This window comes from Streptomyces sp. NPDC049915, assembly GCF_040656475.1.
Classification (GTDB): Bacteria; Actinomycetota; Actinomycetes; order Streptomycetales; family Streptomycetaceae; genus Streptomyces.
Genome location: NZ_JBFAMH010000005.1, coordinates 482,037 through 495,065, shown reverse-complemented (window position 1 = coordinate 495,065; position 13,029 = coordinate 482,037). Strand labels below are relative to the sequence as shown.

At 72.2% G+C, this 13,029-nt stretch carries 13 protein-coding genes; 6 read left to right on the top strand and 7 right to left on the bottom strand.

Annotation, left to right across the window (positions count from 1 at the left end; all coding sequences use genetic code 11):
* Positions 1-264 precede the first annotated feature (264 nt).
* Positions 265-1,959 (bottom strand): carbohydrate binding domain-containing protein, encoded by a 1,695-nt coding sequence (locus tag AB0J12_RS12105; protein ID WP_363264157.1) that lies wholly within the window; start codon positions 1,957-1,959, stop codon positions 265-267.
* Positions 1,960-2,129: 170 nt separating this feature from the next.
* On the bottom strand, positions 2,130-3,215 hold the full coding sequence (locus AB0J12_RS12100) for an ATP-grasp domain-containing protein (RefSeq protein ID WP_363264156.1): 1,086 nt from the start codon (positions 3,213-3,215) through the stop codon (positions 2,130-2,132).
* Between the two features lie 281 nt (positions 3,216-3,496).
* Here AB0J12_RS12100 and AB0J12_RS12095 point away from each other — a divergent pair, with 281 nt between their 5' ends.
* Positions 3,497-4,357 (top strand): metallophosphoesterase, encoded by an 861-nt coding sequence (locus AB0J12_RS12095; RefSeq protein WP_363264155.1) that lies wholly within the window; start codon positions 3,497-3,499, stop codon positions 4,355-4,357.
* Positions 4,354-5,034, top strand: a complete 681-nt coding sequence (locus AB0J12_RS12090; protein ID WP_363264153.1) for a 4'-phosphopantetheinyl transferase superfamily protein — start codon at positions 4,354-4,356, stop codon at positions 5,032-5,034. Before AB0J12_RS12095 ends, AB0J12_RS12090 begins: the two co-directional genes overlap by 4 nt.
* 114 nt (positions 5,035-5,148) lie before the next feature.
* Here the strand turns inward: AB0J12_RS12090 and AB0J12_RS12085 are convergent, their stop codons facing one another.
* From AB0J12_RS12085 to AB0J12_RS12075, 3 genes are all read right to left on the bottom strand, one after another.
* Positions 5,149-5,379: a hypothetical protein gene (locus tag AB0J12_RS12085; RefSeq protein ID WP_363264152.1), complete on the bottom strand. Its 231-nt coding sequence runs from the start codon at positions 5,377-5,379 to the stop codon at positions 5,149-5,151.
* A 287-nt stretch (positions 5,380-5,666) separates the two neighbouring features.
* Positions 5,667-6,197, bottom strand: coding sequence for a toxin-antitoxin system, toxin component (locus AB0J12_RS12080; RefSeq protein ID WP_363264182.1), 531 nt, complete (start codon positions 6,195-6,197; stop codon positions 5,667-5,669).
* Positions 6,198-6,229: 32 nt separating this feature from the next.
* A complete protein-coding gene (locus tag AB0J12_RS12075; RefSeq protein ID WP_363264181.1) occupies positions 6,230-6,886 on the bottom strand; it encodes a helix-turn-helix transcriptional regulator in 657 nt (218 codons plus the stop codon).
* Positions 6,887-7,125: 239 nt separating this feature from the next.
* Between AB0J12_RS12075 and AB0J12_RS12070 the strand changes: the two genes are divergently transcribed.
* A complete protein-coding gene (locus tag AB0J12_RS12070; protein ID WP_363264151.1) occupies positions 7,126-7,794 on the top strand; it encodes a hypothetical protein in 669 nt (222 codons plus the stop codon).
* Positions 7,795-8,134: 340 nt separating this feature from the next.
* Here the strand turns inward: AB0J12_RS12070 and AB0J12_RS12065 are convergent, their stop codons facing one another.
* Both AB0J12_RS12065 and AB0J12_RS12060 read right to left on the bottom strand, forming a co-directional pair.
* Positions 8,135-8,929, bottom strand: coding sequence for a cache domain-containing protein (locus AB0J12_RS12065; RefSeq protein WP_363264150.1), 795 nt, complete (start codon positions 8,927-8,929; stop codon positions 8,135-8,137).
* A 32-nt stretch (positions 8,930-8,961) separates the two neighbouring features.
* Entirely contained in the window at positions 8,962-9,708 is a 747-nt protein-coding gene (locus tag AB0J12_RS12060; RefSeq protein ID WP_363264149.1) for a GntR family transcriptional regulator, read from the bottom strand.
* 121 nt (positions 9,709-9,829) lie between these two features.
* On the opposite strand from AB0J12_RS12060, the gene AB0J12_RS12055 reads away from it, so the two are divergent.
* From AB0J12_RS12055 to AB0J12_RS12045, 3 genes are read left to right on the top strand one after another with little or no spacing between them, the layout of a single operon-like run.
* A complete protein-coding gene (locus AB0J12_RS12055) occupies positions 9,830-10,909 on the top strand; it encodes an ABC transporter ATP-binding protein (protein WP_363264148.1) in 1,080 nt (359 codons plus the stop codon).
* A gap of 17 nt (positions 10,910-10,926) precedes the next feature.
* Complete coding sequence (locus AB0J12_RS12050; protein WP_363264147.1) at positions 10,927-12,120, top strand: ABC transporter substrate-binding protein; 1,194 nt, start codon at positions 10,927-10,929, stop codon at positions 12,118-12,120.
* A 4-nt stretch (positions 12,121-12,124) separates the two neighbouring features.
* A complete protein-coding gene (locus AB0J12_RS12045; protein WP_363264146.1) occupies positions 12,125-13,018 on the top strand; it encodes an ABC transporter permease in 894 nt (297 codons plus the stop codon).
* Positions 13,019-13,029: the final 11 nt, after the last annotated feature.

The window sequence follows — 13,029 nt, the reverse complement described above, 5'->3', positions numbered from 1 at the left end:
CCTCCCCCCGCGCTTGGTTAAACCCCCCACCCCCCCCCCCGCACCTGCTGCGGGCCCGCCCGCCCCCCCCCCCGCAGCGGCCGGCCGGCCCGGTCCCCCGTGCTTCCCCCCGGCAGGATCCCGGTGCTTCCCCCGTCCGGGATCCTGTGGTGCTTCCCCCGTTCCCCGGTATGGAGAGCACCGAGGCCGCCGTCTGATACACCCTCGCGGAAAAAAGTTCCCCCCGGCGCCGGAGGCCGGGGGGAACGCGGGGCGAGGGTGGGCTCAGCCGGTGAAACCGGCCGTGATGGAGGTGAACTGCCAGTTCGTCTGGCTGGTCCCGGAGCAGTTCTCGGCCACGCCGCCGCCCGGGCAGGGACGGTCACGGTTGACCGACCAGAAGGCCAGCCGGGCGATGTGGTGGGAGTTGGCCCAGTCGCGGATCTGGGTCCAGATCTGCGGCGTGGTGTTCTCCTGCTGGTCCGACAGCCCGTTCATGCCGGAGATGCCGATGTGGGAGTAGGCGGTGGCGTCGTCCCACCCGAAGGTGGACTTCAGCTTGGCCTTCAGACCCTCGGCCGCGTTCACGGTGTTGCCGTACATGTCCGAGCCGCCGCCGAAGTCGAACGGCATGATGGTGAAGACGTCGATGTCGGCGCCCAGCGACTTGGCCTGCTCGATGAGCCGGTTGCCGTAGTACGTCGGGCCGGTGGTCGAGGTCCCGAAGGTCACGATGGTCTTCAGACCGGGGTTGTTCGCCTTGACCGTCTTCAGCGCGGTGAGGATCTTCGCCTGGACGGCCTCGTTCTCGAACTCGTCGGTGTTCTCGATGTCCATGTCGATCGCCTTCAGGCCATAGGCGTCGATCACCTTCTGGATCGCCCCGGCGAGCGCGCTCGCGGAGGAGCAGTTGGCGCCGAGCTTGCTGCCCTGCCAGCCGCCGAACGACGGGACGATGTCACCGCCGGCCGAGCGGATCGCGTTGATGGCGGACTGGTCGGCCCCGCCGGTCAGCGCCCGCTGCCCGTCCCAGGCGGGGGTGCAGCCGCCCGAGTCCAGGACGAACGCCATCGTGAACCACTTCACGCCGGTCGCGCTCATCACCGTCGTCGGGCTCGGCGGGTCGCCCCAGCCCTCGTACAGGTACGGCGCGGCCTGCTTGAAGCCGCCGCCTCCGCTGCCGGTGCCGGCGTCGGTGGTGACCGTGACGGCGTTGGAGGCGCCGGAGACGTTCCCGGCCGCGTCGCGCGCCTTCACGGTGAAGGTGTAACCGGTGCTCGCGGAAAGGCCGCTGACCGTGGCGCTGGTCCCGGAGGCGCTCGCCACCTTGCTCGCGCCGCTGTAGACGTCGTAGCCGGTGACGCCGACGTTGTCGCTGGAGGCGTTCCACTTCAGCGACACGCTGGACGAGGTCTTGCCGGTGGAGGTGAGGCCGGAGGGCGCCGTCGGCGCCTGGGTGTCCGAGCCGCCTCCGCCGCCGCCCGGCCCGTCGAGGCTGATGTCGTCGGCGTAGTAGGTGCCCTGTGCGTACCACCCGTGGACGTAGATGGTGGCGCTGGTCTGGGAGGCACCGGTGGTGAAGGACACCGACAGCGGGGTGTACGCCGACGGCGACGACGTCCACGTCGAGGCGCCGCCGTCGACGCCCAGGTAGACGTAGGAGCCGCGCACCCAACTCTGCAGCGAGTACGTGGTGTTGGGCTGGACGGACACGGTCTGGCTGCACTTGGCGATGTCGCTCGACGTGACCGCGCCGGCGAGGGCCTTGCCGCCGCTGTGCACCGGGGAGGAGACGACCGAGCCGAGGTTGCCGGTGCAGGACCAGGGGGAGAGGGAGCCGGATTCGAAGCCGGCGTTGCCGAGGATGTTGGCCGCCTGCGCCGTACCGGGCAGGGCGATGGCCCCGGTCAGCGCGAGGGCGCCGGAGCCGAGCAGAGCGAGGAGGCGACGCACGGGGCGTCTGGGGGCTGTGGAGCGCACGCGATCTCCCTGAAGGAATGGGGGTGTTCGGGAGTGCACGGATGTGCGGGGGTGGTGCGCGCACCAATTTGGTATGGACCAATCCGCCCGTCAAGGTTCTGGACAGAATTGGTCCATACCGGTGAGGGAACGTGTCGCTCCGGCTGCCTCCGGTCTGTGCCGGGGCGGGCCTACAGAGGCACTGCCTCGCCCACCCGGGCGCCGACGGAGTCGACCCGTTGCGCCGGCAGCGTGACCGACCGCAGCGCCCGCAACCCGGCCACCACCGTGTAGTCCGGCCCCAGGAACGGCGGTTCGATCACCCCGAGGTCCTCGCCCAGCGCCAGCCTCACCGCCGCCCACGGCACGTTCACCCCGCACAGCGACAGCTGGTGCAGCCCTCCGGCGGGCCGCGTGTTGACATCCATCAGCACCGGCCGGTCACCGAACATACGGAACTGCACATTGGACAGGTGGTGCAGCCCGAAGCCCTCCGCGATACGCCGGGCGGGCTCCAGCCACTGCTCGTGCAGTGTGAAGCCCCGGCGGCGGCCGTTCTTGGTGCGGCCGACAGCGAGCCGGAGGCGGTTGTCGGGACCGGTGAGACAGTCCACCGACACCTCCGGCTGCTCCAGCCGCGGCATCACCAGCCAGTCCACCGGCTCCTCGGCCCGCCGCAGCGCGTCCACCACCAGGTCGAGGTTCACATACGGGCTCGGGAAGCCGCTGAGCTGGAAGAGCGAGAAGGGGGCGCGGCTGACCACCCGGAAGCCGACCCCGCCGGCCCCGGACGCCGGCTTGAAGCACGCCTGGTGCCCGGCCGCCTCCAGCTCCTCGACGGCGGTGACGAATTCGTCGGGGCCCTGCACCCGCCACCACGGCGGCACCGGCACCCCGATCGCCTGCACGGCCTCGTAGGCGACCACCTTGTCCTGGAAGACGGCGACGGCCTCCGGCGTCGGCGCGAGCAGCGCCGTGCCCGCCGCGGTGAACTCCGCGTGGTGCGCGGCGATCGCCGCCTGGTGCAGCCGGGGCACGAACACGTCGATGCCGCGCCGCCGGCACTGGTCGAGGGCGTACTCGACGTACGCCGCCGACGACAGACCCTCCGGCTCGAGTTCGGCGGTGTCCGCGGCGGCCAGCACCGGCGAGTCGGGGTCGCCGTGGGTGGCGTGGATCGCGACGGCCCGGTCGTCGGGATTTCGCCGCAGCTGATCCATGAAGAACACGTTCTCCGCGTACGTGCGGTTGAGCCAGACGCGTACGCAAGAGACCATGCAGGCCGCCTTCCGGGTCGAGCGGGCAGGGCTCGGCGGCCCGTGCCCGGGCAGGAGTGAGGGAGGGACACCGAACCGCCCTGCGTTCAGGGAGCCTCGGCGGTGGTGTCGGGGGGATCATACGGCTTTCCCGGGGCCCCGCGTGCAACGCGTGTGTTACGGCTTCCGGGGCAGGTCCGGCCGCGATCGGGCGACCGGCGGACAGCTGTCCGAGGTCGGCTTGTCCGCCGCGTACGGATGTGTTCTGGTGGTGGCGTTCGGCTGACGAAGGGGGAAGACGCGTGACATCGGGAGCCCGGGGCGACGGCCGGCTGCTCGCCATCAGCGACCTGCACATCGGCTACCCGGAGAACCGTGCGCTGGTGGAGGAGATGCGCCCGGAGACCGACGACGACTGGCTCCTGGTGGCCGGAGACGTCTCGGAGACCGTGGCCGACGTCCGCTGGGCCCTGAAGACCCTCGCGAGCCGCTTCAGCCAGGTGGTGTGGGCGCCGGGCAACCACGAGTTGTGGAGCCATCCGAGCGACCCGGTCGCGCTGCGCGGCGTCGCCCGCTACGAACACCTCGTCGGCGTCTGCCGCGACCTCGGCGTCCTCACCCCGGAGGACCCCTACGCCGTATGGGAGGGTCAGGGCGGCCCGGTGGCCGTCGCTCCGCTCTTCCTGCTGTACGACTACTCCTTCCTGCCGGCGGGCTGCGCCACCAAGGAGGAGGGCCTGGCCTACGCGCACCGGACCGGGGTCGTCTGCACCGACGAGAACCTGCTGCACCCCGACCCCTACCCGACCCGGGAGGACTGGTGCCGGGCCCGCGTGGCGGAGACCGAGCGGCGGCTGGCCGAGCTGCCCGACGGTCTGCCCATGGTGCTCGTCAACCACTACCCGTTGCACCGTCACCCGACCGAGGTGCTCTGGTACCCGGAGTTCGCCATGTGGTGCGGCACCGCGCTCACCACCGACTGGCACCGCCGCTTCGATGTCGCCGCCATGGTCTACGGCCACCTCCACATCCCGCGCACCACCCACCAGGACGGCGTCCGCTTCGAGGAGGTCTCGGTGGGCTACCCGCGCGAATGGCGCAAGCGGCCCCAGCCACCGGGACGACCGCGCCGCATCCTCCCCGCGCAGGCGGGCCGGCCGTGATCGAGGAACTCCTGCCGTCCTGCGTCGTCACCGTCGAGACCTACGACCTCGACGGCGCCGACGAGGCACTGCTGCACCCCGAGGAGGCGGCCGTCGTGGCGCGGGCGGTGCCCAAGCGGCGCCGCGAGTTCGCCGCCGTACGGGCGTGCGCCCGGCGCGCGATGGACAAGCTCGGCGTGGAGCCGCAGCCCCTTCTGCCCGGGGAACGCGGCGCGCCGCGCTGGCCCCGTGGGGTGACCGGCAGCATGACGCACTGCGAGGGCTATGCCGCAGCCGCGCTCGTCGCCGCGGCGGACCTGGCCTCGCTCGGCATCGACGCGGAACCGCACGGGCCGCTGCCCGACGGGGTGTTGCCCACCGTGTCGCTGCCCTCGGAGCGGCGGCGCCTGGCGGAGCTGGCCGTGGCGCTGCCCGGGCTGCACGCGGACCGGCTGCTGTTCAGCGCCAAGGAGTCCGTCTACAAGGCGTGGTTCCCGCTGACCCGCCGGTGGCTGGACTTCATGGAGGCGGACATCGACCTCCGTCCCGACCCCGGCGGCGGCCCGCACGGCACCCTGCGCGCCGAACTCCTCGTCCCCGGCCCGTCGGTGAGCGGCCGCGTCGTACAGCACTTCGAGGGCCGCTGGACGGCCGGCCGCGGCCTGCTCGCCACGGCCGTGACCGTGCCGCACGCGTGAGGCTCCGCCGCGCCGGAGGGGTGCGGCAGCGCGCCGGGACCGCCGGTCGGCACCCCCGCGGTGCGGTGTCACGGTGTGCGGCACCGCTGACGGCTGTGCCGCCCCTCGGCCGGGTCAGGGGTACCAGCCGCGCAGCAGGTGGAAGAACGCCTCCTCGTTGCCCGAAAGGCCCGCCTCGGCGAGCGCCTGTTCGGCCTCCGCCAGGACCGCGGGCGGGACCGGCGGCGGGCCGGGCACCCCGGCAGGGCCCGCGCCGTCGTCGTGGACGGCCCGGACGGTGTGCAGCAACCGCAGGTAGGCCTGAACGGCGGTGCGCTCGCGGTCGGTCAGTACGGTGGTCGGCATCGGCCCTCCCCGTGTCGGCGTGAGGGGACCCAGCTTGCCGTCCCCCACTGACAACCGGACTCAGCCGCTCCGATAACCCCGGGAGAGACGCCTCCTGGGTCCTGTCGTTCGGATCAGGCCGGCTGTGAGGTGCGGTGCGTTGCGGTCGACCCGAGCGGGGTCTGGTGCGTGCAGCTGCAAGGCGGAGGAGGGCGCCAACGCGGTGGGGGCCCCATCCCCCCTGCTCGAAGAGCTCGGGGGAGTGCGTGCCAGAGCCCGCGACGCCGGGATGATCCAAACGACAGGGCCTAGCCCTGCGGGCCCCGATAGCCGAGTGACGCCTCGATGCGGCCCGCCAGCCGGTCCCGCTGTACCGGGGCGCGCAGTGCCGAACCCGCCAGCCAGGTGCGGCACCGGCTGGCCAACAGCATGCCGAAGGCCTCCGCCTCCCGCTCGTCGGCCTCGTCGAAACGGGTGCGCGCGGCCACCGAACGGACCGTCGCCTGCAGATCGACGCCGTCGCCCAGCAGCCGTGCGCCGACCGACGCGCCGTCGACGGGGTGACCGCGGTGACCGGCCTGCATGTGCCACAGCTCGTGCCCGAGGATCACCAACTGGTGATCGGGCGCGGTGCGTTCCTCCAGCACGACCAGGTCCTGGTCGGCCATGTCGAGCCACAGCCCGCTGGCCGTCCCGGGCGGGAACGCGGCGGTGCGCAACCGCACGGGGCGGCCCCGGCGCCGGCCCATCGCGGCGCACAGCGCGGTGTACAGCTCGACCGGCGCGGCCGGTGCCGGCAGGTCGAGTTCGGTGACCAGCGCGCCGCACAGGCGGCGCATGTCCCTGGCGATGCCCACGGTCCTCCCCCGGTTCACGACTCGGGCCGCTTGACGCTCTCCAGAAGCATGTCCAGCCATTCGGCGACCTTGTCGCGGTGCTGGTCGGTGGGCAGTTGGGCGGCCCGCCAGGCGATGCCGCGCACACCGTGGTCCTGCAGCAGCCGTTCCAAGGGGTCCTCGGCGGCCGCGGCAGCCGCCCGCTCCCGGTCGGCGAGCCGCTGCAGCAGGTCCTGCTCGGTGCGCTGCAGCGCGCCCGCAAGCGCCTCCGGGTCCTCCGCGGTCAGAAAGCCGGCGTGCACCCGGAAGAAGCGCTGCAGGGCGTCGCAGTGCTCCATGGTGGGGCGCCGGTCGCCGTTGATCAGCGCGCCCGCCTGCTGCCGCGACATGCCCGCGCCGTCGGCGATCTCCTGCTGGGTGTAGCGGCGGCCGTTGGGCTTGAGCCGGGTGCGGCGCAGCAGGTCCAGGCGTTGCAGGAATCGCGCCTGGACGTCCGGCTCACCCGCCGGACGGCCGCTGAGCAGGGCCTTGACCACGGGCTCGGGGACACCGCAGGCCACGGAGAGGCGGGTGGTGTCGAACACCTCGGAATGCGGCACGCCGAGCCGGTCGGCGAGTGCGGTGACCCGGGTGACGACGGCGGACAGCACAGCGGACGGAGTGGCGTCCGGAACCTCGAAGCCATCCGTCACCGACAGGTCTCCCACGTCTCTCACAGCCCTCTCACAGGCGTGTCGTGCCGCACCGGCAGTCGTGAACTGCCCGGAGATTATCCGCTGGTTCGAACTTCCATCCAGGTCTCGCCACAACTGTGGCCAATTTCAGCCGTCAACGAGCGTGGAATGCCACGATAGTTGACACGGCAAGTGTCCGGGCACGAGGATCGAGGCGCCGCGTGAAAGGCCGCAGAGTCATAAGGGGTGACCTCCCGATGGCATATCAGGCAGGTGGGCAGCGGCCGGCGCCGCGGCCCGTCCCCGACTCTCCCGAGGCCCAGGCCTATCTCCAGGACTGCGCCACGCTGATGGCTGCGCTCTCGCTGCCGTCCCTGGTGGTGGACCATCGCTGGGACGTGGTGCTGGCCAACGCCGCTTATCAGTCACTTTTCCGGGCGGTCGCCCCGCATCCGACGGCGATGCCCGGCGACAACTTCCTGCGTTTCGTGCTCTTCCACCCGGACGCGGGTGCCGTCCTCGGTGACCACGAGACGAGCTGGTGCCTGCCGATGCTGGCGCAGTTCCGCAGCGCCCTGGAGCGGCACGCGCACGATCCGGTGCTGCAGGCGGTGCGTCGGGACATCGCCCAGGACCCGATCATGGAGGCCGCGTTCCGTCAGGGGCTACCGCACTGGATGCGCGCGGTGGGGGAGGAGGGCCTGCGGCAGGACGGCGCGGTGCGGCCCCTGCTGCACCCCGATCCGCGCCGGGGCGCCACCGAGTGCCGGCTGATCGACGAGACGACCCCGATGCTGCGCGAGATGGGCTGCACCCGGCTGACCCTGGTCCTGCGCGAGCCCCGCCGCACGGCCCCGCCCCCACGCGGCCGCCGCCGAGCCCGCTCGGCGGCCCACCTCACGGTGGTCCCCACCCTCGGCCCCTGACCGGACACCGCCGGCGTTCAGGTCGCCGACGGCGCCCGGCCCGCCGGGGGAGGGGACGGCCACGGGGGCCGTCCGGCGGTGGAACACGTGCACTCCGGCCGGGGTTCGACACGTACCCCCCGGCCGGGGCTCGTCCCTCGGCGCTGCCCTGTGCCGGACGGCACGGGGTGCCGTCCGGCGATGCAGCGGCCCGGGCCCGAGCCCGAGCCCGCACCGGCATCCCGCGCCGGGCGCGGTGCCGCACGCGCCGCCGCCCGGCTGCCCCCGCCGCGGGTCGCGCCACGGCCCAGCGCCGCGCGCCCCCGCCCGGCTCACCACGTCGCGCCAGGCGCCGTAAGCGTCAGTCGTCCGGCAGGGCCAGGGCCAGGGTCAGCAGTAGGGGTACCTCGCCGCAGGGCAGCAGGTGGAGGCCCGGTAGTGCGAGTTCGCGGCCGTGTTCCAGTGCGGCCGCGAAGTCCGGGCCCTTGGTGAGGGAGCCGGCCAGGTGGGTGGGGTCGGCGGAGGCGGCGACGCGGCCGCGGGCGTTGACCAGGCGGGCCGGTACCGGCAGGGCGCGCAGCAGGGGCAGGACCGCCGCCTCGAAGTGCCGCAGGTAGACGTCCGCCGCGGCCACGCCGACGAAGCGGCCCGCGACCGTGACCGGCGCGGACAGCGTGAGGCTGTACTCGTCCGAGCAGAGATAGTCGACGTACGGCCCGGCCGCCCCGCGGCGCCCGGTGTCGCGGGGCAGCGCGAACCAGTCCCAGTGCGTGTAGTCCGAGTACGCCGACTGCTCGGGGTCCAGGTCCGGCAGCAGCGGCCGTACGTCTCCCTCGGGCCCGCACTGCCACCATTCCAGCCATGCGGGTACGTCCGCCAGCAGCCCCGGCGCCGCGACGAAGCCGATGCCCGAGACCAACTCCTGCCGACGCAGCCGTAGATGGAGGGCGGGCCGCAGCGCGGCCAGGTCCGCGCTGGTGGGTCTGCGGCCGGCCGCGGCCACCGTGGTCAGCAGGGCCCCCGTCTCGTCGGCGGTCGCGGCGACCGCCGCGAACACCGCCTCCAGGGTGCCGCCCACGAGGTGTGCCACCCGCCGTGCGGCGCCGAGGTCCGGCGCGGGCGGAGCGGTCGCGACGAGGCCGGGGCTCGAGCTCATGACGCCCTCCAGCAGCCGGGGCCGTGACAGGCCTACAGGGCGAGCCGTACGGCGATCAGCCGTGCCGTCGACTCCCGTACGCACCGCTCGGCCAGTGCGCCGGCCGAGTCGTGGGCCCCATCTTGCACCGCCGAGATCACGGCGCGGTGTCGGTCCGCGACTTCTTCACGACATGTGCCCGCGTCGTCACCGAGCACCAGGCACAGCAGTGCCCCGATCTCCGTCTGCAGCGCGACCTGCTCGCGCGTGAGCCGCGCGGACTGCGCCGCGGCGGCCAGCTCCACATGGAAGCGGCCGTACATCCGGGCGCGGGCGGCCGCGTCCTCGGCGGCGGTGAACTCCTCCACCGTGCGCCGCAGCTGCGTCAGGTCCTCCGGCTCGGTGCGCTGCGCCGCGAGCCGCGCCGCCGCCCCCGACAGCGCCGCCCAGTGGTCGCCGAGATCGCGCAGCTCCTCGGTGCTCCAGCCGCGCAGCCGGGTCCGCAGGCGTTCCTCGGCGGGCACCGCCGGCAGGGAGACGAAGCTTCCGCCGCCCCGGCCGCGCCGGGTGGTGACCAGGCCCTGCTGGCGCAGTGCCATCAGCGCCTCCCGCAGGGTCACGGTGGACACACCGAGCTGCCCGGCCAGCTCGCTCTCGCCGGGCAGTTGCTCTCCGTCGGCGAGCAGGCCGAGCTCTATGGCGTCGCCGAGCCGGCGGACGACCGTCTCCACCCGTGCCCGGCTGTCGAGGGGCGCGAAGACGGCCGCGCGGGCGCCCCCGGCGATCTGCTGCTGATTCACGGCCACCACCTTGTGCGTTGACTCAAGCTTTACCCTAAGGGGGCCTTGAGATTTGAACTATGACTTCATATGTTTTCGCTCCATCGGTCAACGCTCGAAGGCGTCAGAAAGGTTCCCGCCCATGGAGGGGATTGCTGAAGGAAGGGCCGGCGGGACCCGGGGGGAGCCGGCCATCGGGACGGCCGTCCGGCTGCGGGACCTGCGGAAGTCGTTCGGTGACACGACCGCCGTGGCCGGGGTCGACCTGGACATCCGCGACGGCGAGTTCTTCTCGATGCTCGGCCCGTCCGGCTCGGGCAAGACGACGGTCCTGCGCATGATCGCCGGGTTCGAGACCCCCACCGCGGGCCGGATCGAACTCGCCGGACAGGAGGTGACGCGCCGCGCGCCCTTCGAACGCGATGTGCACACCGTCTTCCAGGACTACGCCCTCTTCCCGCACATGACGGTCGAACAGAACGTCGCCTACCCCCTGAGGATCCGCAAGGTCCCCAAGCCCGAGCGCCTGGTCCGCGCCCGCAAGGCCCTCGCCGAGGTCCGCCTGGAGGGCTACGGCAAGCGCCGCCCCGCCCAGCTCTCCGGCGGCCAGCGCCAGCGCGTCGCCCTCGCCCGCGCCCTCGTCGGCCGCCCCCGGGTGCTGCTGCTCGACGAGCCGCTCGGCGCCCTCGACCTGCGCCTGCGCGAGCAGATGCAGGTCGAGCTCAAGGCGCTCCAGCGCGAGGTCGGCATCACCTTCGTCTTCGTCACCCACGACCAGGAGGAGGCCCTGACGATGAGCGACCGCATCGCTGTCTTCCACCAGGGCCGCATCGAACAGGTCGGCACCCCCGCCGAGATCTACGAACGCCCCGCGACCCCGTTCGTCGCCTCCTTCGTCGGCACCTCCAACCTGCTGGACGGCGAGTCGGCCCACCGCATCGTCGGCGCCCCGGGCACCTACAGCATCCGCCCCGAGAAAATCCGCGTCCTGAAGGAGGCCGACGGCGCCGACGAGCCGGAGCACTCCTCGGCCACCGGCACCGTCGCAGAGGTCGTCTACCTCGGCGACGCCACCCGCTTCCTCGTCGACCTCGACGCCGGCGGCCGCCTCACCGCCCTCCAGCAGAACCTCGAGACCTCCTCCGAGGACGTCGCCGCCTACCGCGGCACCCGGGTCCGCCTCCAGTGGCACCGCCGCCACGCCGTCCACGTCCCCCACTGACCTCCCAGGAGTACGTCGTGCGCTTCACCCCCGCATGGAAGGCCGCGGCCGCCGCCGCGGTGCTGCTCGCCGCCACCGCCTGCGGCTCCTCCGACACCAAGGCAGGCGCGGGCGGCCTCAACCCGCCCGACCTCAAGGCCCCCGCCAAGCTCGGCGCGCCGGAGGGCCAGGTCAACCTGATCGCCTGGGCCGGCTATGTCGAGGACGGCTCCAACGACCCCAAGGTGAACTGGGTCGGCGACTTCGAGAAGCAGACCGGCTGCCAGGTCCACTCCAAGGTCGCCGCAAGCTCCGACGAGATGGTCAAGCTGATGAAGACCGGCGAGTACGACGCCGTCTCCGCCTCCGGCGACGCCTCGCTGCGCCTCATCGCCTCCGGCGACGCGGCCCCCGTCAACACCGCTCTCGTCCCGAACTACAAGGACATCTTCAGCGGTCTGAAGAACGGCGCCTGGAACTCCGTCGACGGGAAGATGTACGGCATCCCGCACGGCCGCGGCGCCAACCTGCTGATGTACAACACCCAGAAGGTCAGCCCCGCCCCCACCTCCTGGTCCGCCGTCTTCGACGACGCCGCGAAGTACAAGGGCCACGTCACCGCGTACGACTCGCCGATCTACATCGCCGACGCGGCTCTGTATCTGAAGGCCACCAAGCCGGAACTGAAGATCGAGAACCCGTACGCGCTGGACCAGAAGCAGTTCGACGCGGCCGTCGACCTGCTGAAGAAGCAGAACGCGAACGTGGGCGAGTACTGGAGCGACTACCTCAAGGAGGTCTCCGCCTTCAAGAGCGGTGACTCCGTCGTCGGCACCACCTGGCAGGTGATCGCCAACCTCACGGCCGACGAGGGCGCCAAGGTCAAGGCGTTCGTCCCCAAGGAGGGCTCCACCGGCTGGTCCGACACCTGGATGGTCTCCGCCAAGGCCAAGCACCCCACCTGCGCCTACAAGTGGCTCGACTGGATCGTCTCACCGAAGGTCAACGCCCAGGTCGCCGAGTACTTCGGCGAGGCCCCGGCCAACTCCAAGGCGTGCGCCGTCACCAGCGACAAGAACTTCTGCACGGTCTACCACGCCGCCGACGAGGGCTACTGGAAGAACATCGCCTTCTGGAACACCCCCATCGAGCAGTGCCTGGACGGCCGCACCGACGTGAAGTGCGTGCCGTACGCCAAGTGGGTCCAGGCCTGGACCGAGATCAAGGGCTGACGCCATGACCGCCGTCACCCCCGAGACCGCCGGACGCGACCGTGTCCGGCGGCTCGCCGGGGCGCTGCACCGGCGCCCCCGCCTGCGTCTGTCCCTGCTGCTGACCGCGCCGCTGCTGTGGCTGGCCGTGCTCTACCTCGGCTCGCTCACCGTGCTGTTCGTCTCCGCCTTCTGGACGACGGACTCCTTCACCTCCCAGGTCGTCAAGGTCTTCTCGACCGACAACTTCCAGGAACTGCTGACCACCCCGGTCTTCCGTCAGGTGATCGTGCGCAGCATCGGCGTCGCCCTCGCCGTCACCGTCTGCTGCGCGGTGATCGCCTTCCCGCTCGCCTTCTACACCGCCCGCGTCGCGCGGCCGAAGTGGCGGCCGCTGCTGGTGGTCGCGATCCTCACCCCGCTGTGGGCGAGCTACCTGGTCAAGGTGTACGCCTGGCGGCTGATCCTGTCCGAGGGCGGCCTCGCCGACTGGATGCTCAGGCCCTTCGGCCTGGCCGGACCCGGGTTCGGACTGCCGGCGACGGTACTGACTCTGACCTATCTCTGGCTGCCGTACATGATCCTGCCGGTCCACACCGCGCTGGAGCAGTTGCCCGGCGGGCTGCTGGACGCCTCCGCCGACCTCGGGGCCCGGCCCTGGCGGACCTTCCGGTCCGTGGTGCTGCCGATGGTGCTGCCGGGCGTGGCCGCCGGCTCCGTCTTCACCTTCTCGCTCAGCCTCGGCGACTACATCACCGTGCAGATCGTCGGCGGGAAGACCCAGCTGATCGGCAACCTCGTGTACTCCAACATCGAACTCAACCTGCCCATGGCCGCGGCCCTCGGCACGGTCCCGGTCGTCGTCATCGTGCTGTACCTGCTGGCCATGCGCCGCACGGGTGCGCTCAGCAGCCTGTAGAGGAGGTGCCC

Bases quoted from the DNA above. Each gene is read 5' to 3' on its own strand.
- AB0J12_RS12100 (WP_363264156.1), bottom strand. From the start codon at position 3,215: ATGGTCTCTTGCGTACGCGTCTGGCTCAACCGCACGTACGCGGAGAAC.
- AB0J12_RS12085 (WP_363264152.1), bottom strand. From the start codon at position 5,379: ATGCCGACCACCGTACTGACCGACCGCGAGCGCACCGCCGTTCAGGCC.
- AB0J12_RS12080 (WP_363264182.1), bottom strand. From the start codon at position 6,197: ATGCGCCGCCTGTGCGGCGCGCTGGTCACCGAACTCGACCTGCCGGCA.
- AB0J12_RS12070 (WP_363264151.1), top strand. From the start codon at position 7,126: ATGGCATATCAGGCAGGTGGGCAGCGGCCGGCGCCGCGGCCCGTCCCC.
- AB0J12_RS12065 (WP_363264150.1), bottom strand. From the start codon at position 8,929: ATGAGCTCGAGCCCCGGCCTCGTCGCGACCGCTCCGCCCGCGCCGGAC.
- AB0J12_RS12055 (WP_363264148.1), top strand. From the start codon at position 9,830: ATGGAGGGGATTGCTGAAGGAAGGGCCGGCGGGACCCGGGGGGAGCCG.
- AB0J12_RS12045 (WP_363264146.1), top strand. From the start codon at position 12,125: ATGACCGCCGTCACCCCCGAGACCGCCGGACGCGACCGTGTCCGGCGG.